Source organism: Paenibacillus sinensis (assembly GCF_019904155.1).
Lineage (GTDB): Bacteria > Bacillota > Bacilli > Paenibacillales > Paenibacillaceae > Paenibacillus_AQ > Paenibacillus_AQ sinensis.
The window spans coordinates 1-25,007 of sequence record NZ_JAHCMB010000006.1; the positions used below are offsets into that span (position 1 = coordinate 1).

Below are 25,007 nucleotides of genomic sequence, written 5' to 3' on the forward strand. Positions count from 1 at the left end.
AAAGCTGATTGCTCATTTTGAATCTGACGAGAATTTCTTCTCTTTAATACTCACTCGTTGTTCAGTTTTCAAAGATCAAGCTTCATTTAAGACTTTCATCGTCGCTTGTGTTTCTCATCAGCAACTTTTATATCTTATCACAGCCAAGTTATAAATGCAAGCTTTTTTATTTCTTATTCATGACTCAGCAGCTCGTATTTCTTGGCCGGAATTAGAATATACCATATCAGATAACTATCTGCAAGCTTTTTTCACAAAAAAAGAGTGGCATCATCTGCCACCCTCCTGTTTAGTGTATGATCTCTTGAATATATAGCTCACGTGAGCTCGCCAGGTTAATGATTCGGCCGTTCACATTAACCATCGGACGAGTCGGGTTACTGCGGTCGGAGAATATGATTTCTCCCCTGACACCATCACTGAGCCGGACTTTCATTCCATTATGAAACTCCGTAGTTTTATTGATAAACGTCTGAACGATAGCCGGATCGAGCTTGCCGAAGCCCTCCTTCTGGATTTGTTCCAGCACCAGATAAGGCGACTGCGCCTTTTTATAAATACGTTCCATCGTCATCGCATGAAAAATATCGGCTACTGCTACGATTTTGGCATAGAAATGAATCTGACTGCCCTGAAGCCGGAGCGGATATCCGGAACCGTCTACCTTCTCATGATGCTGAAGCGCCGCAAGTCTGACACCTTCATTGATTGCCGTGACGTTTCGAAGAATCTGATAGCCATAGGTCGTATGTCTGCGCATCTCATTACGCTCGGCAGCTGTAAGAGTCCCTGGATTATTCAGAACGGCCGGATCTACCTTCACATTGCCAATGTCATGCAAGAGCCCTGCAAAGGCGGCCTGGAGCCAGTCCCTTTGAGGATGACCGCACCACTGGGCGATTTTATAAGAAGTAAGGGCACACAATACGGCATGATGATACACGTAATCCCGTTCGCTGAAATGACGCGGGGTAAAATTGAGCACATGATAATCCTTGATCTGGGCGGTGAGCGCTTCTACTCCGCTGCGTAGCTCCAGAATCGGCAGGCTGCCGCCGGCAGCCAAGCTGTAACAGCGCTTGATCAACGCCAGCATTTTGTCATACTCATCATGAAGCGGAGTCCGGCTGTAGGATATGGTTCCGGCTGTCGGCTTCACTCCACCTTTGTCGGAATTCTTCGAGGCTTCCACCGGCCCGTTCTCTTCTTCTGCACCATCCACTTCCACCTGCTCAATAAAGAATGCTTCCAGAATCTCCATATCTCTGGGCAGCAAAACTTTTCCCTTCTCAAACAGTGTTCCACCAAGAGGCGTGATTACATCCTGGTTTATTTTTAAGCCCGGCTTCGCTTCCATTACCGAGATACTTGGCATTATATTCAACTCCTCTATCCTTTACCTTACTGAATCTTCGGATACGGTACTATTTACCTAATTATAGTATGGATATGAAGAAGAGACTAGTATGAAAGGTTTATTCTTCTAAATTTTTTTTTCAAAAAAAAAAGTACCTGTCAGCTTCTAAGCCGCAGATACTTTCAAAGTGTTCAATCTTTTCTATTATTCTTCAGAACCTTCATCATCACTTGGAGTTTCATCCGATTCCGTTTCCAGCTCAGCTGATGTGTTCAATTCGCCTTCAACGGACTCTTCAAATTCGTTCTCCTCTTCGCTCTTATCGGTACGGCAGACAGTTGACACGGAGTCATCGTCCCTGGTATTGATCAACTTCACACCCTGTGCATACCGACCCATTGTAGAGATGCCATCCATGCTCATCCGAATCAATGTGCCGCCGGTTGTGATAATCATCAAATCCTCTTCCTGCTTAACGACCTTGAGGCTGACTACACGGCCATTCTTCTCTGTAAGATTAATGGTCTTGATCCCCTTGCCGCCGCGGGTCTGCAGACGATAATCCGATGCAGGAGTACGTTTGCCGTATCCGTTAGCAGTTACGATCAGCACATCCAGTTCCTTGTCGATACAATCCATACCGATCACATGGTCATCGTCATCGAGCGTGATTCCTTTAACCCCGGTAGCGCTTCTTCCCATGGAACGCACATCTTCTTCCGAGAAGGTAATGGACATACCGTCTGCAGTTCCGAGAATCAGCTTCTGCTTGCCGTCCGTAAGCTTCACGTCAATCAGCTCGTCCTCTTCACGAAGATTGATCGCGATCAGACCGACTTTGCGGATATTGTTGTAATCCTCAAGCGGCGTCTTCTTCACGATACCCTCGCGGGTGGCGAAGAACAAATACTTGTCGCTGTCGGCCTCCTCGATCTGAATGACTGCGCTGATCTTCTCTCCTTGTTCAATCTGAATCAGATTGATAATTGGAGTTCCCCGGGCGGCGCGGCCAAGCTCCGGTATTTCATAGGCTTTGATCCGGTAGACCTTGCCTTTATCGGTGAAGAACATGAGGTAGTTGTGGGAATTGCTCACAAAGAGATGCTCCACAAAATCCTGATCCTTGGTGTCCATTCCTATAACGCCTCGTCCACCGCGCTTCTGGCTCCGGTAAGTCGTTACCGGTAGACGCTTGATATAGCCGGTATGCGTTACCGTAATCACGACTTCCTCGCGCGGAATGAGGTCCTCGTCGAGGATGCTCTCTTCCCCGATCGTGATCTCGGTCCGGCGTTCGTCGCCAAACCGCTCACGGATTTCCTGCAGCTCGTTGTTGATAATCTCAAGAACAAGCCCTTCATCAGCCAGGATGGCTTTATATTCTGCAATCTTGACGAGCAGCTCATTGTACTCATTCTCGATCTTGTCGCGTTCCAGACCGGTCAGACGCTGCATCCGCATATCCAGAATCGCCTGGGCCTGCTCCACGCTAAGATCGAAGGTAGAAATCAGTCCGTCGCGCGCGATATCCACGGTACGTGACGCCCGGATCAGAGCGATGACTTCATCCAGATTATCAAGAGCGATACGCAATCCTTCCAGAATATGGGCCCGGGCTTCCGCCTTCTTAAGATCGTACTCGGTCCGACGGCGGATGACGCTAATCTGATGCTGCAGATAATGGTACAGCACGTCGCGCAGATTCAGTACCTTCGGCTCTTTGCCGACAATGGCCAGCATGTTAATGCCGAAAGTTGACTGCATCGCCGTATGCTTATACAGGTTGTTCAGCACCACATTCGGATTCACATCGCGGCGAACCTCCACCACGACGCGCATTCCGTTGCGGTCGGATTCGTCGCGCAGGTCGGTAATACCGTCGATCCGCTTCTCGCGAACCAGTTCGGCAATCTTCTCCACAAGACGTGCCTTATTGACCTGGTAAGGAAGTTCGGTGACAACGATCCGCGCCTTGCCGTTATTGTCCTCGATGAGAGCCTTCGCACGCATCGTTACCGAACCGCGTCCCGTACGGTAAGCCTGACGAATTCCTTCACGGCCCAGAATGAATCCGCCTGTCGGGAAGTCCGGCCCTTTGATGTATTCCATCAGTTCCATCGGCGTGATGTCCGGATTCTTGATCATGGCCTGCACGCCGTCTACAACCTCACCGAGGTTATGCGGCGGAATATTGGTGGCCATGCCGACGGCAATACCGCCAACACCATTGACAAGAAGGTTCGGGAAGCGGGAAGGAAGCACATCCGGCTCCTGTTCCTCACCATCATAGTTCGGGTTGAAGTCAACGGTTTCTTTATTTAAATCGCGCAGCATTTCCATCGCAATCTTGGAAAGGCGCGCTTCCGTATAACGCATTGCCGCAGCCATGTCACCGTCGACCGAGCCAAAGTTGCCGTGGCCGTCAACGAGCATATACCGCATGGAGAAGTCCTGTGCCATCCGGACCATCGTCTCATATACGGCCGAGTCGCCGTGCGGATGATACTTACCGATAACTTCGCCCACGATTCTCGCCGACTTCTTGTATGGCTTGTCCGGGGACATGCCGAGTTCCGACATTGCATATAGAATGCGGCGATGCACTGGCTTAAGTCCGTCCCGCACGTCAGGAAGCGCACGGCTGACAATGATGCTCATTGCGTAATCCATGAAGGATTCGCGCATCTCGGTACCGATGTCCCTATCCCTGATTTGCGGGTTATTTTGTTCAGCCATGAGTTGCTGGACCTCCTTCGGTTAAGAAGAAACGGGTGTCCGTTTCCTTAATGCCTATCTCTTAGTATTTTCTAAAAAAACTCACAATTAAACGTCCCCGTCTACCGCTCGGGGGTTAAAAACTTTCGCTGCATGTACCGGGATATCAGCCCTGTCCGTAAGCCCGAAGACGCCATAGACTGCTATGGAGCCGCCCGCAGACACACGCACAAACCGTGCACAAGGACACCATCCCATATCTTTTAATTATATCATTCTTTAGAACACTTGTCCTTAAATTTCAGACGTACAGAGGGAGGAGTAGCATGAGAATTCAGCGGGTTGCCAGCAAATGGGCCAAGACAGAAGCCATTTTGTCAGACCGCTTGCTGACCCCTTATATTCCCGAAACCCGTAAGTTTGATGACGTATCGCTGAGTGACATGCTCTTGATGTATGAGACGGTCTATATCAAGCCGGACCGCGGGACATACGGAAACGGAGTCATGCGAGCTGAGATTAGAAGCTTGTCCTCGGCATCCAGAAACGGAGATCTGACGAAATCCGAATCGGATAGCATCGAGCCTGTCCAGAAGTCAGTGTATATTCTACGTTACGGCACGCAGGCTAAAGTATTCCGCTCTGTAGAGGAACTGCACCGGGCTATATCCGATCGCATCGGAGGCCGTTTGTATATTATCCAAAAAGGCATTGACCTTCTAAAATTTAAAAAACGCCCCTTCGACCTTCGGGTGCTCGTTCAAACGACTCTGCAGGGGAATTGGGAGACTACAGGGATGTTGGCCAGAATGGCCGCCCCGCAGAAAATCGTGACCAACTACCATAGCGGAGGACAGGTTCTGGCTCCCCATGAGCCGCTTGGCAGCCATATGAGTACCGGGGAACTGGAGCGCACTCTGAAAAAGCTGGCTAATCTGGGGGTTCGCGCAAGCAATGGGCTGCAATCGGCTTATCCGGACATCCGTGAACTCGGATTGGATGTGGCCATAGACAATCACCATGACATCTGGATTCTCGAGATCAATACGATGCCATCCCTCATTGCATTTAAAAAATTCGCAGACTCCTCAACTTACCGAAAAATCCGTCGCTATGCCGCTCATTACGGCCGCTCCGGCTTCAGTCCCGATTCAAGCCTTCGCCGCCGGCCGCCCGTTTAACAACTTTTCAACTTTTCAAGGCATTCTCCGGTAGGCTCCTGACGTAAAAACAGCCTCCGGCAACTCCCGGATAACCGGAAGTTCCGAAGGCTGCTGGATGAAAAGCATAGGTGCGAATACACCTGCCGTACTTAAATATCCAGATTTCTGACGGTCTTGGCGTGTTCGTGTATAAAATCGCGCCGCGGTTCCACGTTGTCCCCCATCAGGGTATCGAAGATGCTGTCCGCCAGGATGGCGTCTTCAATCGTGACCTGAAGCATGCTGCGGCTCTCCGGGTCCATTGTCGTCTCCCACAGCTGGGCGGCGTTCATTTCACCGAGACCTTTGTACCGCTGGATATTGTATTTGGCATTCTCGCCGAAGGAAGCGATGATTTCATCCCGCTCCGCTTCGCTGCCGGCGTAACGCACGGTTTTGTTGCGCTCCACCTTGAAGAGCGGAGGCTGGGCGATATAAATATAGCCGGCTTCGACAATCTTCCGCATATACCGGTAGAAGAAGGTCAGCAGCAGGGTCCGGATATGCGCGCCGTCGACGTCCGCGTCGGTCATGATGACCACTTTGTGGTAACGGGCCTTGGACAGATCGAAGTCATCGCCAATCCCTGTTCCAAGCGCTGTGATAATGGCCCGGATTTCCGCATTGGACAAGATTCGGTCCAGTCTTGCCTTCTCTACGTTCAGGATCTTGCCCCGAAGCGGCAGAATCGCCTGAAAATGACGGTCACGGCCCTGTTTGGCCGATCCGCCAGCAGAGTCTCCTTCGACGATGAACAGCTCGCTGATCGAAGCGTCCTTGGAGGAGCAGTCCGCCAGCTTGCCCGGAAGGGCGCTGACTTCAAGCGCGCTCTTGCGGCGCGTCAGCTCGCGTGCCTTGCGGGCCGCTTCGCGGGCGCGGGAAGCTTGCAGCGACTTCTCCAGAATCCGGCGCGAGACGGCCGGGTTCTCTTCGAGGAATTCCTGCAGCTTCTCACCGAACAACGATTCGACAATCCCGCGGGCTTCGCTGTTGCCGAGCTTGGTTTTGGTCTGTCCCTCGAATTGGGGCTCAGGTATCTTGACGGAGATAATCGCCGTCAGACCCTCGCGGACATCGTCCCCCGTCAGATTGGAGCTGTTATCCTTGATCATGCCGGATTTGCGGGCATAATCATTGATGATGCGCGTCAGCGCGCTTTTGAAACCCGATTCATGCGTTCCGCCCTCATGGGTATTGATGTTGTTGGCGAACGAATAAATATTTTCCGTATAGGAATCATTGTACTGCAGGGCCACTTCGACCTGGATCATCTCGCGAGATCCGCCGACATAAATCGGCTCTTCATGCAGCACTTCCTTCTTCTCGTTCAGGAATTTCACATATTCCATAATGCCGCCGTCGTATTTGAAGGTGTTGGAAACGCCGCTGCGTTCGTCCTTCAGCATAATTTCAATGCCTTTATTGAGGAACGCAAGCTCCCGGATACGGGTAAGCAGCGTGCTGTATTCAAAGACGGTCGTTTCGGTAAATATCTCCGGGTCTGGCGTGAATGTCGTCTTCGTTCCGGTTTCTTCCGTTTCACCGATCGTCCGGATCTCGTATTGAGGAACACCGCGACGATACTCCTGCTGGTAGATATGACCGTCGCGCTTGACAGTGACGACCACTTTCTCCGAAAGGGCGTTCACGACGGAAATACCTACCCCGTGCAGACCGCCGGAGACTTTATATCCACCGCCGCCGAATTTACCGCCTGCATGCAGGACGGTCATAACGACTTCAAGCGTCGATTTCTTCAGCTTCGTATTCTCGCCTACCGGAATTCCGCGTCCGTTATCGATAACAGTGACGCTGTTATCCTCATGTACGATCACCTGAATCTGGTTGCAATATCCGGCCAGCGCTTCGTCGATACTGTTGTCCACGACTTCCCATACGAGATGGTGCAAGCCCTTCACACTGGTCGAACCGATGTACATGCCGGGGCGCTTGCGGACGGCTTCCAGCCCCTCAAGCACCTGAATCTGGCTCTCATCATATGTCGGTTGATTCATTGACATGCCTTCACCTACTTCTTTCAGATTAACTCAAATATCCTGCCTTGCTCAGCTGTCGGCCAGTATCCTGGAGCGTTTCTTGAGAGTGGAAGAAGAAATAGGGGAATAATACACGGCGTTCTGTGTGACGACTATCGATTTCGCTTCTTCTTCGCCGATCCGCTCCAGTCTTTTATCCTGAAGAGCAGCAGTTACGAACTGTTTGGACAGCTTGGAGGATTTCTCTATGGATATATCAAAAATAGCGATCATTTCGGATGACCGGATTATTTTTTCCCCGCCCAAATGAATGTACATGCTCTTCTTCCCCCCCGCTCGATTAGGAATCGATTCTTCCTCCGTGGACATGAAACTGGCAGGCGCCTTTTAGTCTATCGGCGTTCAGGCTTTCGATCCCCGTCGCCGTAATGAACGTTTGCACTTTGCTTTGAAAGGTTTCGATCAGCTGCGTCTGCCGGTACGGGTCAAGCTCCGACAGAACATCATCCAGCAGCAGAACGGGATACTCTCCGATTTCTTCGTGAATCAGTTCGATTTCAGCAAGCTTCAAGGAAAGAGCGGTCGTACGCTGCTGTCCCTGCGAGCCGTATACCGAAGCCTCCCGGCTGTTGATAAAGAAAGATAAATCATCCCGGTGAGGGCCGGTCAAAGTCATGCCGCGCCGGATTTCCTGTTCACGTGTTTGTGATAACTTTAACATAAATTTGTCCAATAAGACAGCTTCATCTTCCTCTTCGCGCTCTCCGAAAGAGGGAATATACCGCAGCTTCAGCTCTTCTCCGCCGTTCGTAATCCCCCTATGGATCTCCTCTGCCCAAATCTGCAGCTTCTTAATGAATTGTTTCCTTTTTTTGACGATTTTAACACCATGCTCTGCCAATTGGGCATCCCAAATTTCCAGCATAGCCCCGCCGCCATCTTTCTTGCCCCACAACTGCTTCAGCAGATTCCCCCGCTGGAGAAGCACCTTCTGATACTGCTGCAGATGAAAGAGATAACCCGGCTGAACCTGCCCGATCTCCATATCCAGGAACCGGCGCCGGATTCCGGGAGAGCCCTTCACAATTTCGAGATCCTCCGGAGCGAACATGACCACATTCAGCGAACCGACAAATTCGCTCAGCCGGCGCTGCTCCAGGCCATTGATCTTGGCCTTCTTCCCCTGCGAGGAATAAGTCAGCTCAAGCTTCAGATTCCCGTATTTCCGAGCTACTTCGGCTTCTATATGGGCGGCTCCGTCCGGAGCGTTAAAGGCAATCAATTCCCGGTCTTTGGAAGTCCGGTGGCTTTTGGTCATTGCCAGGCAGTAGAGAGCTTCAACAAGATTCGTCTTGCCCTGCGCGTTCTGCCCGAGAATGAGATTGACATCCCCAAGTCCCTCCAGCATCAGCGCTTCGTAATTGCGGTAATGGCGAAGGCTTATTCGGTTCACAAACACTAGAAGGTTCCTCCCCCATTGTAGAAGCACGGCTTCCATGAAGAAACCCGCAAAGCGCATCCCTGGCCCTTGAGAATGACCGGGTACTTTGCGGGACTCTTAACCATCATTATACCACTTTTTTTGAACTTTCGGCTAACTCTTAAGGTTCTACGCTTCGCTTGCTTCGCCCTCTATCTCAAACGAACCTTCGCCTTGAACTTCCACCTTGTCCCCCGGATACAGCTTTCTGCCCCGGCGTTCTTCCCGTTCCCCATTCACCGTCACAAGGCCTTCCTGAAGCAGCGCCTTCGCCATCCCGCCTGTGGATACACAATCCGCCAGCTTCAAGAATGAATCCAGTTTAATATATCCACTGTGGATAACTACTTTTTTCATCGTTTCTTTTCCTCTCCGCCGCTTATCCACAGCCGTGGAACCGGCGTTAATTTGTCGTTCGATAAGGCAGAATGACATACAAAGCCTGACTCTCATCCAGCGGCTTCAGGATAATCGGGCTCATCATTCCGGTAAAAGCGATCGTCAGCTGTTCGCTGTCGATTACTTTGAGTACGTCCAGCATATATTTGGAGTTGAACGAGATTTTCAGCGGCTCCCCTTTGAAATCAATGAGATCGAGTTCTTCCCGAACCTTGCCCAGCTCGGATGAGCTGGAGGAGATTTCAATGCCGCCCTGTTCCAGCGTCTGAAGACGGACAATATTCGTTTTCTCCTCACGGGACAGCAAATAAGCCCGGTCAATCGACTCGCTCAGCTTTTTTGTTTCCAGCGTCAGTTCTGTTTTGTACACGGTCGGAATAATTCTAGAAGTATCCGGATAGACGCCGTCCAGAATTCGGGTGTAGAACAGCACGCGGTCAAGCTTGAACAGCACCTGATTATCGGCTACGACGATATCGATCAGCATATTCTGGTCGGGGATAATTTTGCTCAGTTCGTTCAGCGTCTTGCCGGCAATGACGACATTGCTGAATTTGACGTCTTCGGTCCCTTCCAGTCTCGCAGCTCTGGTGGCAAGCCGGTGGCGGTCCGTCGCTGTGAATTTGAATTCCCCTTCGTTCAGATTCCACAGAATACCGGTTAAGATTGGCGTTGTCTCTTGAGTTGAAATAGAGAAAGAAGTCTGCTTGATCATATTCTTCAACAGATCGCCTGGCAGCGAAATGGTTTCGTTGCCTTCGATGTTCGGCAGTACCGGGAATTCTTCCGGATCAAGACCCACCATCTGAATTTCCGTCGATCCGGAAGAGATAAAGGTCTGAAAGCCTTCTTTGACTTCCATCTGGATTTCTTTGGACGGCAGCTTCTTAATGATTTCAACGAAAAATTTGGCTGGCAGCACAACGCTGCCGGGTCTGTCCACTTTCACGATCTGCTGGCTTTCATCCTCGGTTGGTATAAACGATTGGATGGAAATATCCGTGTCGCTTGCAGTCAGAGTGACGCCCTGATGCGTGACCTCCAGCTTGATACCGGTAAGAATCGGAATGGTTGTACGGCTGGATATAGCCTTCGATACATGTTGAATGGATTCGTTGAGTTCATTTTTAAGAATGCTGATTTTCATATTTTCACTCCTAGATCAATAATGGCTTGAATGAAGAATGTTTTAATCTTTTTAATAATAGTATTAGTAGTAGGGGCGCCGAATATGTGGATAAGCCGGGCGAACAACATAAAATTAAGCCTACGCACATGTGTATAGATTGTGTATAGGCTTGTTTATTCCTTTGAAGTTAAGAAGGGTTTTTTATTTTCTCTGAAATATTGTTGACCACTTTATACAGATCCTGATCGACCTTGATCGATTGGCTGATTTTCTCATGGGCGTGAATGACGGTCGTATGGTCCCTGCCTCCAAAGGCTTCTCCGATCTTCGGCAGCGAATAATCTGTCAGCTCCCGGGAGAGATACATGGCAATCTGCCGAGGAAAGGCGACAGCTTTCGTTCGTTTACGCGCTTTGAAGTCCTCCAGCCTCAGGTTGTAGTATTCGCCAACCTTCTGCTGGATGTCTTGAATCGTGATCATCTTCGGCCGGTTGGACGGGATGATATCCTTCAATGCTTCGGCGGCCAGGTGTGTCGTTACATCCTGATTCGTCAGGGACGAGTAGGCTACGACTCGAATGAGAGCGCCTTCCAGCTCACGGATGTTTGTATCGATTTGGTTGGCGATATACATCATCGCTTCATTCGGGATGTCCAGATTCTCCGCCTTCGCCTTCTTGCGCAGAATGGCGATCCGCGTCTCCAGATCCGGTGGCTGAATATCGGTGATCAAACCCCATTCGAACCTTGAACGCAGCCGTTCCTCAAGCGTCGGAATTTCCTTAGGCGGACGGTCGCTGGAGATTATGATCTGCTTGCGTTCTTCATGCAGGGCGTTGAATGTATGGAAAAATTCCTCCTGGGTTGATTCCTTGCCCGCCAGGAACTGAATGTCGTCAATCAGCAGGATGTCTACGTTCCGGTACTTGTTGCGGAAGCTTTCGCCGCGATTGTCGCGGATTGAATTGATGAATTCATTCGTGAATTTCTCTGATGAAATGTAGATCACCTTATTGCTGGGATTATGCTCCAAAATATAGTGGCCGATCGCGTGCATCAAATGGGTTTTGCCGAGTCCAACTCCTCCGTACAGAAACAAGGGATTATAGGCTTTGGCCGGCGCTTCCGCTACAGCAAGCGAAGCAGCATGCGCGAACCGGTTGCCGGAACCGATGACGAACGTGTCGAACGTATATTTGGGGTTCAGCATATGCGTCTGGGCTTCTTCGCGGGAGACGGCGGGAGGTCCGGGGGATACCTGCACGACAGGCTCGGCGGGCTTGTTCTCTTCGATCACAAACTTGACGTCGACCTGATTGCCGGTTACTTCATATACAGTAGCTCCAACCAGCTTCGTATACCTACTCTCCAGCCATTCGACCGCAAATGTCGTCGGCGCCGAGATAATCAGCGACTGCGCATTGAGGGAAATCGCTTTGGTTGCCTTAAACCAGGTGTCGAAGCTTGGTTTGCTTAATTTGGTTTGGATAATCGATAAAATCTGCTGCCATAATTCGGAAGTATGGCTTTCCACACACTGTCACTCCTTTAAGTCTTCCAAATGTGGCTTGAGCCATGAAGTGGAAATGTCGAAGAAAATAAATTGATGGAGACTTTATCCCCAGTACGCAGGAAGAAAAGACAAAAAAATATGGATAAACTTGAATTGTTCACAACTTTATCCACAACTTGTTGATAATATGGAGGACAATCAAATCTATTCACATTCAAAAGTAATACCATCATAGCAAAAGTAACCTTGTTTTTCAATGAACGCGCCGATTTTATCCACAAAATCAACGCCTTGTGTATAAATTTTAACCACAACACTACATATTGTTGATAATTTGTATAGGGTTCGACATGATTCCGTAGATGCCGATTTTTTTATACACAGGTTGTCGGCAATCGGGGAAAGTGAATATGGGGACTGTGGACAACGGTGGATAACAGCGAAGGATTGTGAGTAAGCGTTATTCGGCTCAGGATTGTGGATAAACTCCACATATAATGAGGAAGGCATGAAGCAACTAAAACAGTTGACTTCGGGTTTTGTTTTATGATTTAATATATAAAGGTGTTTTCTGTGAAAACTTTCCCAGAATAATAAAGATGACGAGCTGCTGTTACTGTCCGTGAGGGACGGCTGAGCCGTTGATAGACAGTCATTTAAGTTCCAGTAAGGGAGGTGCAATACATGAGACCGACGTTCAAACCGAATGTGAGCAAGCGCAAGAAAGTACACGGGTTTCGTGCAAGAATGAGTACGAAGAACGGCCGCAAAGTGCTGGCTGCCCGCCGCTTGAAAGGCAGAAAAGTTCTGAGTGCGTAATTCACGCTGACAAGACCACTACGGTGGTCTTTTTTTTCAACTATAAGAGATGAATAAGCGGCACGCCTCTGAAAATTGCTGGATCTCCGCCAAAAAGAGGGAGAGGAACGTAGGGTGCTTTAGTTAGCGCAGAGGGTCGGCTTATTATTTGACAGGAAACGCACGGGCGTCTACCGATATCGCCAGGCGTTTCTTCTTGCTTAGATGGCCCAAAAGAGATCCGTTTAACGTTATGGTCCGGTGCCTATAATATATTAGAAGAAAAAATTCGAAGAGCCTGCAGAAGGGTCTTTGATGAAGGAGATTTCCGTGCAAAAAAGCTTGCGTTTACGAAACCGTGCGGACTTCAGCCGCGTATACAGACATGGCAAGTCGTTTGCAAACTATCAATTCGTGGTGTACTGGTTCAACCGAAAGCAAGTGGAGCGGTTCCGGGTAGGCGTATCAGTCAGCAAAAAGGTCGGAAATGCCGTCGTACGCAACCGGATGCGGAGGCTTGTGAAGGAAATTGTACGGCATCATGAACCGGAGATTGCCGGCGGGCTGGACATGGTGTTTATTGTGCGGAAGGGCGCGCTCAATATGAGTTATGCCGAGCTTGAAAAAAGCGTCCTGCACGTGCTGCGCAAAGCCAAGCTGCTCAAGGCCTCGCGCAAATAGGGAAGCCGGTGGCGTGTTTATTTGTCTTCATAATTATGGTATGATTTACGATGCAGTGGAATGTTTAAGAGAGGGGTTATGAAGTGTCTCTATTGAAGACTAGACGAGGAAAAAGATTTCTCCTCATCGCCGTAATGATCCTGATGGTGGCTGTTCTGTCAGGCTGCGGTCAATCGGCTACAGTTACGCATACGACGGAAGATTTGAAGAACGGGGGCTTCTGGCAGAGCAATGTTGTGTATTATTTTGCCGTAGCTCTGGACACATTCGCCAAATGGTTTAACGGGGAATACGCTCTGGCCGTATTGGTCATGGTGATTATTGTCCGTACCCTCATTTTGCCGCTAACCATCAAGCAAGTCAAGAGTTCTAGGGCGATGCAGGCCATTCAGCCGGAGCTTCAGAAAATCCAGAAAAAATATAAAGACAATCCGGAAAAGGTTCAGCAGGAAACGATGAAGCTGTTCCAGGAGAACAAGGTCAATCCGATGGCCGGATGTCTTCCGCTGATTGTTCAAATGCCGATCTTTATCGCATTGTACAATTCCATCTATTATAATCCGCTGCTTCGCGACCACAACTTCCTATGGTTGTACCTTGGCAAACCGGACAAGTACTTCATCCTTCCGGCAATTGCAGCCATTACGACGTTCCTGCAGACCCGGATGATGACGAAGATGAATCCTTCTCAGATGCAGGGTCCGATGCAGTTCATGATGATGGTCTATCCCGTATTGATCTTCGTCATGTCTTACAATTTCCCGTCTGCTCTCCCGCTGTACTGGGTATTCAGTAACCTATACACGATTATTCAGAACTACTTCTTGTACCGGAATCATGGAAGCACTCCGCAGGTGGCTGCCGTGGATACCGGTTCCGGCGGTAAAGGCAAACCAGCGAAGCTGAAGGAGGCCAAAAAGTCCAAATGAACAAGGTCGTCGCAACAGGGAAAACCATTGAAGAAGCTGTAAAGCGCGGACTCGCGGAACTCGCGGTCAGCGAGGATAAGGTTACGATCAACGTGCTTGAACAGCCCTCCAAAGGATTCCTGGGATTAATCGGTGCGAAAGATGCGAAGGTGGAGCTTACGCTCCTTCCCGGGCAGTCACCGATTCCAGCGGCGAGTGCTCCGTCACTGCCTCAGCAGAATGAAACATCCGAGACGAGAGAAGAGGCGACCGGCGGTGTGTCCCGCCAAGATTCCGGAAACCAAGCGGAGGAAGCCTACCGGGAGGCTGTACGCTTTGTTGTGGACGTAGCCGCTACGATGGGGCTTCAGGTTCAAGTAGAAGTTGTACCGGGTAAAGATGCCGATCTCCTGCAAATCTCCGGTCCCGATCTCGGGCAGCTGATTGGCAGAAGAGGACAAACCCTTGATGCATTGCAATATTTGGCCAATATTGTTGCCAACCGTTACTCTGATAGCTATGTCCGTCTGATCTTGGACGCTGAGAATTTTCGTGAACGGCGCAAGAAGACGCTTGAAGATCTGGCTGACCGTCTGGCTAGCCGAGTCGTCCGAACCCGCAAGGAAGTCATGCTGGAGCCGATGTCACCGCAGGAGCGGAAGATCATTCACTCCAGACTTCAGGACCATCGCCAGGTGAACACCTTTAGCAAAGGCGAGGAACCTAACCGCCGGGTCGTCATTACATTGAAGTAGAGATTATAGCCGCAATGACTCCTTGACCAATAAGGAGTCATTGTTTTTTTCAACAGGCAGGATCAAGTCATTCAGAAAGGTGAAGGTAATTTACTCATGATTAGCGATACAATCGCCGCAGTATCATCAGCGGTAGGCGAGGGAGGAATCGCGATCATCCGGGTTAGCGGACCGGACAGCATTCCTCAGGTGGCGGCTCTGTTTCGCGGCGGGAAGCAGCTGACTGAGGCGCCGAGCCACACCGTTCATTATGGACATATTGTACACCCTGAGAGTGGAGAGGTACTGGAAGAGGTGCTGGTTACGATTATGCGGGCGCCCCGTTCGTTCACAACCGAAGATGTGGTGGAGATCAGTACCCATGGAGGCATCATCTCCGTCCGCAGGGTGATGGATATTTTGCTGCAGCAGCAGATCCGCCTGGCGGAACCGGGTGAGTTCACCAAGCGTGCTTTCCTGGGGGGACGTATTGACCTGTCCCAGGCAGAGGCCGTCATCGACCTGATTCGTTCGAAGTCGGACCGGGCTTTCTCTATAGCCTTGAAACAGGTCGACGGCTCTTTGTCTCAACGGATTGGGACGCTGCGGCAATCCCTGCTTGAGCTTCTGGCTCACATCGAAGTGAACATCGACTATCCGGAGCATGATGTGGAGATGCTGACAGCCGAGTTCATTAAGGAGAAGAGCGAGGAGGTCATCACCGGCATTGACCGGCTCCTCAAGACTGCTTCGCAGGGCAAGATTCTCAGAGAAGGAATCACAACGGCTATCATTGGACGGCCCAATGTGGGGAAATCCTCCCTGCTTAATGCGCTTGCTCGTGAGAACAAAGCGATCGTAACTGATATTCCGGGAACAACACGCGATGTGATTGAAGAGTATGTCACGATCAATCAGATCCCGCTCAAGCTTCTGGATACCGCCGGGATTCGGGAGACGATGGATGTAGTTGAGAAGATCGGAGTTGAGCGATCCAAAGCCGCCGTGAATGAAGCGGACCTCATCCTGCTCGTACTGAACGCAAGCGAGCCGCTGCATGACGATGAATTGGAACTTATGGAACAAATCCGCGGTAGACAAGTTTTATGTATCATGAATAAAATGGACTTACCGCAGCGTTTGGATAAAGGGCAGCTTCTGCAGTATTTCGACGAATCTGCTATCGTGTCCATGTCGGTATTGGAAGAAGAGGGGCTTGATCGGCTGGAAGAGTCCATCTCCGAACTGTTCTTCGGCGGCAAGCTGGAATCGGGGGATATGACCTATGTCAGCAATGTCCGTCACGTCGCGCTCCTGAATAAGGCCCGTCAGTCCCTGACGGATGCGTATGAGGCTGCCGAGCAGCTGATCCCGATCGATATGATCCAAATCGACGTTCGGCTTGCTTGGGAACAGCTTGGCGAGATTGTCGGAGATACGGCTGCCGACTCGTTGCTGGATCAAATTTTCTCGCAGTTCTGTTTAGGCAAGTAAGACATTTATGATCGGCTGTTCGAATCATTATATTTAATAGAAGAATGGGATGGGCGTGCGCTCATCCTTCCATATAGAAGGAGGATTAGGAAATGAGTTATGAAGGAGGCCGTTATGACGTTATCGTCATCGGCGCTGGTCATGCCGGAAGCGAAGCGGCTCTAGCCGCCGCCCGCATGGGCTGTAATACGCTGATGGTTACGATTAATCTGGATATGATCGCTTTTATGCCGTGCAACCCGTCCATTGGGGGACCGGCTAAAGGGCATGTTGTTCGCGAAATCGATGCGCTCGGCGGGGAAATGGGCCGGAATATCGATAAGACCTTTATACAGCTTCGCATGTTGAATACCGGCAAGGGGCCGGCTGTACATGCGCTTCGCGCTCAAGCCGACAAGTTTCTATACCAGCATACAATGAAGGAAACGATGGAGAAGACCCCGAACCTGACGCTCCGTCAAGGTATGGTAGAACGGCTTGTCGTTGAGGATGATGTGTGCTGCGGAGTGATCACCAAGACCGGAACGATCTATCGTGCCAAATCCGTCATTCTGACGACTGGCACTTACCTTCGCGGAAAGGTCATTATGGGTGAAACGACGTATGAGAGCGGACCGAACAATCAGCAGCCATCCGTTAAGCTGTCCGAGCATCTGCGCGAGCTTGGCTTTGAACTCGTCCGGTTCAAGACCGGAACGCCGCCGCGTGTGCACAAGGACACCATCGATTTCTCCAAGACGGAAATTCAACCGGGTGACGAGCATCCGAAATTCTTTTCGTATGAGACCAAATCTTCCGATAATGAACAGCTTCCCTGCTGGTTAACCTATACATCTGAAGAGACCCACAGTATTATTAACAGCAACCTGCATCGCGCTCCAATGTTCACGGGTATTATTGAAGGCACCGGTCCCCGGTACTGTCCTTCGATCGAAGACAAGGTAGTCCGTTTCAGCGACAAGCCGAAGCATCAGATTTTCCTTGAACCGGAAGGCAAGAGTACGGCGGAATATTATGTCCAGGGGCTGTCGACCAGCCTGCCGGAGGATGTACAGCTGTCGATACTGCGCTCGATTCCCGGCCTGGAAAAGGTAGAAATGATGCGCAACGGTTATGCGATTGAATATGACGCTATGGTTCCAACCCAACTGTGGCCAAGTCTAGAGACCAAGAAGCTCCCAGGCCTGTTCACAGCCGGGCAAATCAATGGCACCTCGGGCTACGAGGAGGCAGCTGGACAAGGCATTATGGCAGGCATCAACGGCGCCCGGAAGGCGCTTGGCAAGGAGCCGGTAGTTCTGGACCGTTCCCAAGGCTATATTGGTGTACTGATCGATGATCTCGTGACAAAGGGAACCAACGAGCCGTATCGCTTGCTGACTTCCCGGGCCGAATACCGTCTGCTGCTCCGCCACGACAATGCCGACCTGCGGCTCACGCCAATCGGCCATGAAATCGGCTTGATTTCGGAAGACCGCTACGCGGCTTTCCTCGATAAGAAGGCGAAGGTCGAGCAAGAGATTCAACGCCTTCAAGACACGAAAGTGAAGCCGGTTGAAGTGAACGCCATTTTGGAAGAGAAGGGCTCTGCCCCCATTGTGGATGGAAGCAATCTGCTTGTTCTGATGCGTCGTCCGGAAGTCGATTATGCCGTTATTGAACGCATTTCGCCACCGCCTATTGTTCTGGATGATGAAATGAAAGAACAGGTGGAAATTCAGATCAAATATGCCGGTTATATCGAGAAGCAGCTCCAGCACGTGGAACGGCTGCAGAAGATGGAGCAGAAGAAGCTGCCTGAGGACATCGACTACAGTGTCATACATGGATTGGCTATTGAAGCACGTCAGAAGCTCGACAAAATCCGGCCGCTCTCGATCGGTCAGGCCTCCCGGATCTCGGGTGTCACTCCTGCCGATATTTCCATTCTGCTGGTTCACCTGGAGCATTACAACCGGGTAACTGCCGCTGCGAAAGGATAATGAACAGGTAATGGACGCGATACAGGAACAATTTATCCGGCAGCTGGGCGACCATCAGCTTGAGGTCTCGGATCGCATTGATCAATTTGAGACTTATTATCGTGAACTGGTCAGCTGGAACGAAAAAATGAATCTTACCGGTATTACCGAACGGGATCAGGTCTATACGAAGCATTTCTACGATTCCTTGTCTCTTTCTTTCTTCGTGAATATGGACAAAGTTGAGTCACTGGCGGACATTGGCTCCGGAGCCGGATTTCCCGGAATTCCGCTTAAAATTGCCTTTCCACATGTACAGCTCACGATCGTAGACTCGTTAAGCAAACGCATTTCTTTTCTCCAACATGTGTGTGAAACACTTGGACTTCAGGGCGTCACACTCTTGCACGGCAGGGCGGAGGATATTGGGCGGTTGCCGGCACATCGAGACCATTATGATCTGGTTACAGCTCGTGCAGTGGCTCGCATGGCACTGTTAAATGAGTTTTGCCTTCCTTTTGTTCGCAAAGGCGGTGAGTTTGCAGCCATGAAAGGCAGCGACCCGACAGAGGAAGTGGCAGAATCTGTATTAAGCTTGAAAGAGCTGCGGGCGGAACTGGTGAAGGTCGAATCCTTCAAACTTCCCATCGAAGAATCGAATCGGCATATTGTACGGGTTCGTAAGAACGGAACAACCCCAGCCAAGTACCCGCGCAAAGCAGGTCTGCCAGCCAAGCAGCCGCTGCTTTAATGTTTCACGTGAAACAATTTCCAATTATAATAACGAAAACCGTCTCTCGACAGAAGGGCGGTTTTTTTTGGATGCAGGGATAAAAACCGCTCATTTAGTCATAAATGACGAACCCCTGCCAAACGTGCTCTTGCAAAAGGGCAGTGTCTGATCAGCCTGCCTCTTCGCTTCAACTTGCCGCTTCCACCAAACGCATGCCCACAAAAGGGTGGCGTTCGAAAAGAATCCTTTTATGGCGAAAAGAAAGGAAAAATAAGGCCGCACGAAGAATAGGATTATCCACCAAAAAGTGATAGAATAATAGAGTAACCGCGAAGTTAATAAACAACAAGAGAGGCACAAATAGCTAACCGAACGTATTCGCCTTTGTTATACAAGGTGAACCCTCTTATGATGGCCAATGCAGGATCATGAGGGGACTTTTTATGTTTTATGCGATATGTGCCTGGACATAAAGGTTTGTACGATTGGGTTTCCGGGTAAGGGCAGCGTCGTACTATAATGAAATTAGGTGGTAATGAACGGAATGAAAGAACAATTCACCAGACTGTTTGGGTTTACCGAGCGAAGCAGCGGAGAAGAGATCAAACAAATCCCCGTGAATGAAGTCATCAGCAGTCCTTATCAGCCCCGGACGATCTTTGACGATGAAAAGATTGATGAATTGTGCCAGACGATTAAAACTCATGGCGTCATTCAACCCATCGTGGTGCGGATGAAAGACTCCCAGTATGAAATCATCGCCGGAGAACGGCGGTGGCGGGCCGTAAAGAAGCTTGGGATGGAGACCATTCCGGCCATTATCCGTGATTTCAATAACTCACAAGCTGCATCCATTGCGCTGATTGAAAATCTGCAGAGAGAAGGCCTTACGTCGATTGAGGAAGCTATCGCGTATCAGAAGCTGATTGATCTTCATCAACTGACACAGGAAAGTCTTGCACAGCGCTTGGGTAAAAGCCAATCCACTATTGCCAACAAAATTCGTTTGCTCCAGCTACCTGAACAGGTGAAGACGGCCCTGATGGAAAGACAGATCACCGAAAGACACGCACGGTCGCTGCTCTCTCTGGATAACGAGGAAATGCAACTGAAGGTCTTGGGCGAGATCATTTCCAAGGGACTGAATGTGAAGCAGACTGAAGCTCGGATCGCTTTTTACAAAGAAGCGACGAAGATTAAGAAAGCCAAACGAATTTCCTATACCAAGGATGTCCGGCTTGCGCTGAATACGATTCGCCAATCGATCGAAATGGTCACAGGGTCTGGAATGGAAATTAAGACCTCCGAAAACGACCGCGGCGATCACTATGAAATTGTTATTCAAATCCCCAAAAAATAATACGGATATGAAATGCTGAAGGCGGCCTTGAGGTGATCGGCCGCCTTTTTTTGCGGCTGAACCGCTGCAATAACAACTTGATATTACTTCATGATCTTTCCGACAATCCGAGGTGAAATTAGTGTCCAAAATCATTGCCATAGCAAATCAAAAAGGTGGGGTCGGCAAAACGACAACCTCTGTGAACCTGGGGGCCGGCTTGGCCACTTTAGGCAAAAAAGTGCTGCTCGTAGATATTGATCCTCAAGGCAATACGACGAGTGGTGTGGGGATCAATAAGGCTGATGTTGAGAACTGCATATATAACATCCTGATTGATGACATCGTCCCCCAAGAAGCTGTGGTTGAAACGAAAATTGAAGGCCTGAACATTATTCCGGCCACCATTCAACTGGCAGGTGCGGAAATCGAGTTAGTATCGACGATATCGCGAGAATTGCGTCTTAAGAAAGCGCTGAGCACACTGAAGCAGCAATATGACTATGTTTTAATTGACTGCCCACCTTCATTAGGCATTTTAACGATCAACTCCTTAACCGCAGCCGATTCGGTCATCATTCCAATTCAGTGCGAATATTACGCTTTGGAAGGATTAAGCCAATTACTTAATACGATTCGCCTGGTTCAGAAGAATTTGAATCCTCATCTTAGTATTGAGGGCGTGCTCTTAACGATGCTCGATGCTCGGACTAATCTGGGAATTCAAGTTATCGAAGAGGTGAAGAAGTACTTCCAGGAAAAGGTGTACCGCACCATTATTCCGCGTAATATTCGTTTGAGCGAAGCGCCATCTCATGGACAGTCCATCATCACTTATGACCCTCGTTCCAAGGGTGCTGAAGTTTATACTGAACTGGCAAAGGAAGTGGTATCTTATGAGTAAGCGTTTGGGTAAAGGGCTGGATGCCTTAATCCCTTCCTTATCGATCAACGAGGATGACAAGGTTGTCGAGATTCCGCTGGCACAGCTTCGTGCCAATCCTTACCAGCCCCGTAAAGAGTTCAAGGAAGAGAGCATTCAGGAGTTGGCAGAGTCGATCCGGCAGCATGGCGTGATTCAGCCGATCATTGTTCGGAGTGTGCTGAAGGGCTATGAAATTATCGCCGGTGAACGCCGGTTCCGGGCATCGCAGTACTGCGGCAAGGCGACGATTCCGGCTGTTGTACGAAGTTTTACCGATCAGCAAGTGATGGAAATTGCCCTAATCGAGAATTTACAGCGGGAAAATCTGAACGCAATGGAAGTAGCGGTTGCTTATCAAGGATTGATGGACCAATTCTCCTTAACGCAGGAAGAGCTGTCGCTTAAGGTTGGCAAATCCCGTCCTCACATCGCGAACTTTCTTCGGTTGCTAACCTTGCCGGATGAGGTGAAGGAATATGTTTCACGTGGAACAATTTCGATGGGTCATGCAAGAGCAATTGTAGGTTTGAAAGAACCGGCTTTGATTAAACAACTGGCTAATCAGTGTGTTGATCAGGACTGGAGTGTCAGAGAGCTTGAAGAGGCGGTTAAAAATTTAGATCGCAAACCTGCTTCTGGGCTGAAGGCGAAGACGGTGAAACGTGATCCATACATTGATAACGTTGAAGAAATATTGAGAGAACGATTCAAGACCACAGTGAAAATTAAACATGGTAAGGAAAAAGGGAAGATCGAATTGAATTATTATAGCACCCAAGATCTGGAGCGTCTGCTGGAATTGCTTAGCAAATAAAAGATCACGAGAACATATCCGATCTGTCCTTGACGGGATAAGGTATGGATATGTTTTTTTCGGAAGGAGATGCGAGGGTGGAGAGAGTCATCTATTTAGATCATGCGGCAACCTCATGGCCTAAGCCGCCGGAGGTAGTGCAGGCATTGCTGGATGCGCTGGACGCCGGTGCGAATGCAGGGAGAGGGAATCATTCCCTGGCGGTAGGCTCCGGGAGAGTGATAGTGAGGGCGAGAATGGCGCTGGCAGAATTGTTTGGAGTGAAAAATGCACAGGATATCGCCTTCACGCACAACACCACAATGTCGCTAAATATGGCGATCCACGGGCTGCTCCGTCCTGGCGACCATGTGATTTCAACGATGACTGAGCATAATTCGGTGCGCCGCCCGTTAGAGTATCTGCGTAAAACAAAAGGGATCGACATAGACTATGTAAAGGTGAACTCGGAGGGCTGGCTTGATTTGCAGGAGCTGGAGTCCTTATTCCGATCTCGTACTCGAATGGTTATTTGCAGTCACAGCTCCAACCTTTTGGGCAGCATTTTGCCAATTGGCGAGATTGGAGAAATGGCCCGAAGACATGAAGCAGTCTTTCTGGTCGATGCGGCTCAGAGTGCCGGAGCTGTCGGAATTGATGTACAAGCGATGAATATCGATATGCTGGCCTTTCCGGGGCATAAAGGATTGCTGGGACCGCAGGGGACGGGCGGGTTGTATATTTCGCCCAATGTCGATCTGGAACCGCTGATGCAGGGAGGGACAGGGAGCCAATCGGAGAATAGCGAGCAGCCAAATGTAAGACCTGACAAGTATGAAGCGGGAACACAGAACGCGGTTGGTATCGCTGGGCTGCTTGCCGGTGTGCAAAAAGTGAAGTCGATCGGGACACAAGCGATTTACGAGCATGAATGGGGATTTGTCCAATACTTGATGGATGGCTTGAGTGGGATTCGGGGGATCACTATGCTTGGTCCTTCTGCCGGTAAAGAACGGACCGGCCTGCTCTCTTTTGTAATCGAAGGGGTGGAGACGGCGCAAATCGCTCATAGACTGGATCGTGAATATGGGATTGCCGTCAGATCGGGAATGCACTGCTCGCCTTTGGCTCATCAGTCTGCCGGTACGCTGGAGAGCGGTGCCGTCAGGGTAAGTGTGGGAGTGAGCACTACAATGGATGAGGTTGTGACAATGGTGAATGCGATGAAGGAAATGTTCGGTCGCCGGTAAAAGAAAAAGGGCGAAAAAGATAAATAGAATGAATACAGATCCATAGGGTCGATTGACGCAAGAAACGGTAATATGGAGATAACAGCTGCTGCGCAATGCTAAACAAAAAGGAAGGTTACCTCGATGTCAGAAATGAATCAATTCATAAGTGATCAAATCCAATTGGTAATTCCGGGAATAGTCTTGATTCTGCTTATCTTGTTTATTCTTGTTCTTGTTCAGGGAGGCAGAATTCGAACGATGCGCCGGAAGTATGAGGCCATGATGTCGGGGACCGGGATAGATGATCTGGAAACTCTGCTGATCGATTTGAAGAATCAGAACGATATGCTGGAGGAAGCGCATGGACGCCAAGAAGACGCGCTCAGGGATTTGCAGGAGAAGCTGAAAGGAATGAAGGGCAAGGTCGCTCTCAAACGCTACAACGCATTTGGCGAGCGGGGAAATGATCTCAGCTTCTCGTTAGCCATCCTGGATGACCGGCGCAGCGGAATCGTCATTACAAGTCTTCACAGCCGCGACAATTCATACATTTACGCTAAACCTCTGGAGCAGGGGGAATCGTCCCATCCGTTGTCTCCAGAAGAAAAGGAAGTTATTGCTCTTGCGCTGCAGCAGATTTAGAGTGAGTATGCCACTGCTTCAATGCAGAGAATAAACTGGATGCAATGATCTCCGACAGCCTCATAACAAGGCTGAGACGGGTGTTCTGAAGGACAAAATACTCCATAAAGCCGCCGACGTTAACGATGCCCGTCATATGGATATCGCCGACCGGCGGCAATTGTTTATTAACACCCGCGCCGGGGCGGAGCGGGCCTTCCACGATCTGAATAGATCCGACGCTGGAGGATTGTCCCAGACAAGCGTCTATGCCGATTACATAAGGATGAGAATAGGTGGATTCAATAAGGGTTAGGGTGGACTCCAGATTGACGGCATGAACCGGCTGATCCAATGTGCCGTATAAAGCAAATAAAGGGCTGTGGAACCGTGACAATGCTGTGCCTACCAGCGGTCCAAGCGCATCGCCAGTGGAACGGTCAGTGCCTATACAGACGATGACAACGGGCGAACCAGGCCGAACCCGTGAGAGATGGAATAGCAGCCGATGGATGAGAGCCGAATAGATTTCAGGGTCGGTATGTGATATTTTTAAACAAGACATTTCGTGCAGGGGCGCAGGGTTGGCGGAGCGAATCATACCATCTTCCTTTCCGGGTGATTGTCTTTGATGATAGCTAGTATATGGATGGAAGAACGGTTTTATACTTCAGTAGGAAGAGTTGAGCCCTGATGCCTAGGAGGAGCGTGACTTATGAACGAGGAAATGCTGATCGCTTTTGATTCCACTCAGCAGGCACTGCGGGCGGAAATGCTGCTGGAGTATGCGGAAATTGAAATCGATATTTGTCCGACGCCAAAGGAGATTACAGCCGGCTGCGCCATGTCCATTCAATTCTTCAGCAATGCGCTGGCGGAAGTGGAGAAGCTAATAGAGGAGCAAAACATCGAAATACGGGGCATCTATGCCAAAAATGAAAAAGAGGGTGGCTATACCCTGATTGAGGGATAAGGAGGAGTAGGAATGAGGCTGGG

23 protein-coding genes are annotated in these 25,007 nt (G+C 49.8%); 14 read left to right on the forward strand and 9 right to left on the reverse strand.

Going from position 1 to position 25,007, the window contains the following annotated elements:
* Positions 1 to 289: 289 nt before the first annotated feature.
* Positions 290 to 1,375, reverse strand: coding sequence for an HD-GYP domain-containing protein (locus tag KIH86_RS00060; RefSeq protein ID WP_223087933.1), 1,086 nt, complete (start codon positions 1,373 to 1,375; stop codon positions 290 to 292).
* A 186-nt stretch (positions 1,376 to 1,561) separates the two neighbouring features.
* A complete protein-coding gene (gene gyrA, locus KIH86_RS00065) occupies positions 1,562 to 4,093 on the reverse strand; it encodes a DNA gyrase subunit A (protein ID WP_223087931.1) in 2,532 nt (843 codons plus the stop codon).
* Between the two features lie 305 nt (positions 4,094 to 4,398).
* Here gyrA and KIH86_RS00070 point away from each other — a divergent pair, with 305 nt between their 5' ends.
* Complete coding sequence (locus tag KIH86_RS00070) at positions 4,399 to 5,253, forward strand: YheC/YheD family protein (protein WP_223087928.1); 855 nt, start codon at positions 4,399 to 4,401, stop codon at positions 5,251 to 5,253.
* A 131-nt stretch (positions 5,254 to 5,384) separates the two neighbouring features.
* Here the strand turns inward: KIH86_RS00070 and gyrB are convergent, their stop codons facing one another.
* From gyrB to dnaA, 6 genes are all read right to left on the reverse strand, one after another.
* Positions 5,385 to 7,295: a DNA topoisomerase (ATP-hydrolyzing) subunit B gene (gyrB, locus tag KIH86_RS00075; protein WP_223087926.1), complete on the reverse strand. Its 1,911-nt coding sequence runs from the start codon at positions 7,293 to 7,295 to the stop codon at positions 5,385 to 5,387.
* Positions 7,296 to 7,340: 45 nt separating this feature from the next.
* A complete protein-coding gene (gene remB, locus KIH86_RS00080; protein WP_223087923.1) occupies positions 7,341 to 7,589 on the reverse strand; it encodes an extracellular matrix regulator RemB in 249 nt (82 codons plus the stop codon).
* A 22-nt stretch (positions 7,590 to 7,611) separates the two neighbouring features.
* Complete coding sequence (gene recF / locus KIH86_RS00085; protein WP_223087921.1) at positions 7,612 to 8,730, reverse strand: DNA replication/repair protein RecF; 1,119 nt, start codon at positions 8,728 to 8,730, stop codon at positions 7,612 to 7,614.
* 150 nt (positions 8,731 to 8,880) lie between these two features.
* Positions 8,881 to 9,108 carry a S4 domain-containing protein YaaA gene (gene yaaA / locus KIH86_RS00090; protein WP_223087918.1) on the reverse strand — a complete coding sequence of 76 codons (228 nt, stop codon included), beginning with the start codon at positions 9,106 to 9,108 and terminating at the stop codon, positions 8,881 to 8,883.
* A 46-nt stretch (positions 9,109 to 9,154) separates the two neighbouring features.
* A complete protein-coding gene (gene dnaN, locus KIH86_RS00095; RefSeq protein WP_223087914.1) occupies positions 9,155 to 10,297 on the reverse strand; it encodes a DNA polymerase III subunit beta in 1,143 nt (380 codons plus the stop codon).
* 169 nt (positions 10,298 to 10,466) lie between these two features.
* A complete protein-coding gene (gene dnaA, locus KIH86_RS00100; RefSeq protein WP_223087911.1) occupies positions 10,467 to 11,813 on the reverse strand; it encodes a chromosomal replication initiator protein DnaA in 1,347 nt (448 codons plus the stop codon).
* A 663-nt stretch (positions 11,814 to 12,476) separates the two neighbouring features.
* Between dnaA and rpmH the strand changes: the two genes are divergently transcribed.
* The 12 genes from rpmH to KIH86_RS00160 all read left to right on the forward strand — a co-directional run bounded on the left by rpmH (position 12,477) and on the right by KIH86_RS00160 (position 24,032).
* On the forward strand, positions 12,477 to 12,611 hold the full coding sequence (gene rpmH / locus KIH86_RS00105) for a 50S ribosomal protein L34 (RefSeq protein WP_025337168.1): 135 nt from the start codon (positions 12,477 to 12,479) through the stop codon (positions 12,609 to 12,611).
* 309 nt (positions 12,612 to 12,920) lie between these two features.
* Entirely contained in the window at positions 12,921 to 13,271 is a 351-nt protein-coding gene (gene rnpA, locus KIH86_RS00110) for a ribonuclease P protein component (RefSeq protein WP_223087947.1), read from the forward strand.
* 143 nt (positions 13,272 to 13,414) lie between these two features.
* Entirely contained in the window at positions 13,415 to 14,200 is a 786-nt protein-coding gene (locus tag KIH86_RS00115; protein ID WP_262416652.1) for a YidC/Oxa1 family membrane protein insertase, read from the forward strand.
* Positions 14,197 to 14,934: an RNA-binding cell elongation regulator Jag/EloR gene (gene jag, locus KIH86_RS00120; RefSeq protein WP_223087906.1), complete on the forward strand. Its 738-nt coding sequence runs from the start codon at positions 14,197 to 14,199 to the stop codon at positions 14,932 to 14,934. Before KIH86_RS00115 ends, jag begins: the two co-directional genes overlap by 4 nt.
* 96 nt (positions 14,935 to 15,030) lie before the next feature.
* Positions 15,031 to 16,407 carry a tRNA uridine-5-carboxymethylaminomethyl(34) synthesis GTPase MnmE gene (gene mnmE, locus KIH86_RS00125; protein ID WP_223087904.1) on the forward strand — a complete coding sequence of 459 codons (1,377 nt, stop codon included), beginning with the start codon at positions 15,031 to 15,033 and terminating at the stop codon, positions 16,405 to 16,407.
* A gap of 92 nt (positions 16,408 to 16,499) precedes the next feature.
* Positions 16,500 to 18,389: a tRNA uridine-5-carboxymethylaminomethyl(34) synthesis enzyme MnmG gene (mnmG, locus tag KIH86_RS00130; protein WP_223087901.1), complete on the forward strand. Its 1,890-nt coding sequence runs from the start codon at positions 16,500 to 16,502 to the stop codon at positions 18,387 to 18,389.
* A gap of 10 nt (positions 18,390 to 18,399) precedes the next feature.
* Positions 18,400 to 19,119 carry a 16S rRNA (guanine(527)-N(7))-methyltransferase RsmG gene (gene rsmG / locus KIH86_RS00135; protein WP_223087898.1) on the forward strand — a complete coding sequence of 240 codons (720 nt, stop codon included), beginning with the start codon at positions 18,400 to 18,402 and terminating at the stop codon, positions 19,117 to 19,119.
* A 526-nt stretch (positions 19,120 to 19,645) separates the two neighbouring features.
* Positions 19,646 to 20,461: a nucleoid occlusion protein gene (gene noc / locus KIH86_RS00140; RefSeq protein ID WP_223087896.1), complete on the forward strand. Its 816-nt coding sequence runs from the start codon at positions 19,646 to 19,648 to the stop codon at positions 20,459 to 20,461.
* A gap of 121 nt (positions 20,462 to 20,582) precedes the next feature.
* Positions 20,583 to 21,344: a ParA family protein gene (locus KIH86_RS00145; protein WP_223087892.1), complete on the forward strand. Its 762-nt coding sequence runs from the start codon at positions 20,583 to 20,585 to the stop codon at positions 21,342 to 21,344.
* Complete coding sequence (locus KIH86_RS00150; RefSeq protein WP_223087890.1) at positions 21,337 to 22,179, forward strand: ParB/RepB/Spo0J family partition protein; 843 nt, start codon at positions 21,337 to 21,339, stop codon at positions 22,177 to 22,179. The genes KIH86_RS00145 and KIH86_RS00150 overlap by 8 nt, the downstream gene beginning before the upstream one ends.
* A gap of 77 nt (positions 22,180 to 22,256) precedes the next feature.
* Complete coding sequence (locus KIH86_RS00155) at positions 22,257 to 23,408, forward strand: aminotransferase class V-fold PLP-dependent enzyme (RefSeq protein WP_223087887.1); 1,152 nt, start codon at positions 22,257 to 22,259, stop codon at positions 23,406 to 23,408.
* Positions 23,409 to 23,531: 123 nt separating this feature from the next.
* Positions 23,532 to 24,032, forward strand: a complete 501-nt coding sequence (locus KIH86_RS00160; RefSeq protein WP_223087885.1) for a DUF4446 family protein — start codon at positions 23,532 to 23,534, stop codon at positions 24,030 to 24,032.
* Here KIH86_RS00160 and yyaC read toward each other — a convergent pair.
* The gene (yyaC, locus tag KIH86_RS00165) at positions 24,004 to 24,612 is read right to left on the reverse strand and encodes a spore protease YyaC (RefSeq protein ID WP_223087883.1); all 609 of its coding nucleotides are present in this window, start codon (positions 24,610 to 24,612) and stop codon (positions 24,004 to 24,006) included. The genes KIH86_RS00160 and yyaC overlap by 29 nt on opposite strands.
* A gap of 114 nt (positions 24,613 to 24,726) precedes the next feature.
* On the opposite strand from yyaC, the gene KIH86_RS00170 reads away from it, so the two are divergent.
* Positions 24,727 to 24,984 carry a DUF3343 domain-containing protein gene (locus tag KIH86_RS00170; RefSeq protein ID WP_223087879.1) on the forward strand — a complete coding sequence of 86 codons (258 nt, stop codon included), beginning with the start codon at positions 24,727 to 24,729 and terminating at the stop codon, positions 24,982 to 24,984.
* Positions 24,985 to 25,007 lie beyond the last annotated feature (23 nt).

What these genes read in the sequence shown, in the direction of transcription:
- KIH86_RS00160 (WP_223087885.1), top strand. Translation starts at nt 23,532, where the DNA reads ATGTCAGAAATGAATCAATTCATAAGTGATCAAATCCAATTGGTAATT.
- rpmH (WP_025337168.1), top strand. Translation starts at nt 12,477, where the DNA reads ATGAGACCGACGTTCAAACCGAATGTGAGCAAGCGCAAGAAAGTACAC.
- KIH86_RS00060 (WP_223087933.1), bottom strand. Translation starts at nt 1,375, where the DNA reads ATGCCAAGTATCTCGGTAATGGAAGCGAAGCCGGGCTTAAAAATAAAC.
- noc (WP_223087896.1), top strand. Translation starts at nt 19,646, where the DNA reads ATGAAAGAACAATTCACCAGACTGTTTGGGTTTACCGAGCGAAGCAGC.
- yyaC (WP_223087883.1), bottom strand. Translation starts at nt 24,612, where the DNA reads ATGATTCGCTCCGCCAACCCTGCGCCCCTGCACGAAATGTCTTGTTTA.
- gyrA (WP_223087931.1), bottom strand. Translation starts at nt 4,093, where the DNA reads ATGGCTGAACAAAATAACCCGCAAATCAGGGATAGGGACATCGGTACC.
- gyrB (WP_223087926.1), bottom strand. Translation starts at nt 7,295, where the DNA reads ATGTCAATGAATCAACCGACATATGATGAGAGCCAGATTCAGGTGCTT.
- KIH86_RS00070 (WP_223087928.1), top strand. Translation starts at nt 4,399, where the DNA reads ATGAGAATTCAGCGGGTTGCCAGCAAATGGGCCAAGACAGAAGCCATT.
- dnaN (WP_223087914.1), bottom strand. Translation starts at nt 10,297, where the DNA reads ATGAAAATCAGCATTCTTAAAAATGAACTCAACGAATCCATTCAACAT.
- mnmG (WP_223087901.1), top strand. Translation starts at nt 16,500, where the DNA reads ATGAGTTATGAAGGAGGCCGTTATGACGTTATCGTCATCGGCGCTGGT.
- KIH86_RS00170 (WP_223087879.1), top strand. Translation starts at nt 24,727, where the DNA reads ATGAACGAGGAAATGCTGATCGCTTTTGATTCCACTCAGCAGGCACTG.
- jag (WP_223087906.1), top strand. Translation starts at nt 14,197, where the DNA reads ATGAACAAGGTCGTCGCAACAGGGAAAACCATTGAAGAAGCTGTAAAG.
- remB (WP_223087923.1), bottom strand. Translation starts at nt 7,589, where the DNA reads ATGTACATTCATTTGGGCGGGGAAAAAATAATCCGGTCATCCGAAATG.
- mnmE (WP_223087904.1), top strand. Translation starts at nt 15,031, where the DNA reads ATGATTAGCGATACAATCGCCGCAGTATCATCAGCGGTAGGCGAGGGA.
- KIH86_RS00150 (WP_223087890.1), top strand. Translation starts at nt 21,337, where the DNA reads ATGAGTAAGCGTTTGGGTAAAGGGCTGGATGCCTTAATCCCTTCCTTA.
- yaaA (WP_223087918.1), bottom strand. Translation starts at nt 9,108, where the DNA reads ATGAAAAAAGTAGTTATCCACAGTGGATATATTAAACTGGATTCATTC.
- KIH86_RS00115 (WP_262416652.1), top strand. Translation starts at nt 13,415, where the DNA reads ATGGTGGCTGTTCTGTCAGGCTGCGGTCAATCGGCTACAGTTACGCAT.
- rsmG (WP_223087898.1), top strand. Translation starts at nt 18,400, where the DNA reads ATGGACGCGATACAGGAACAATTTATCCGGCAGCTGGGCGACCATCAG.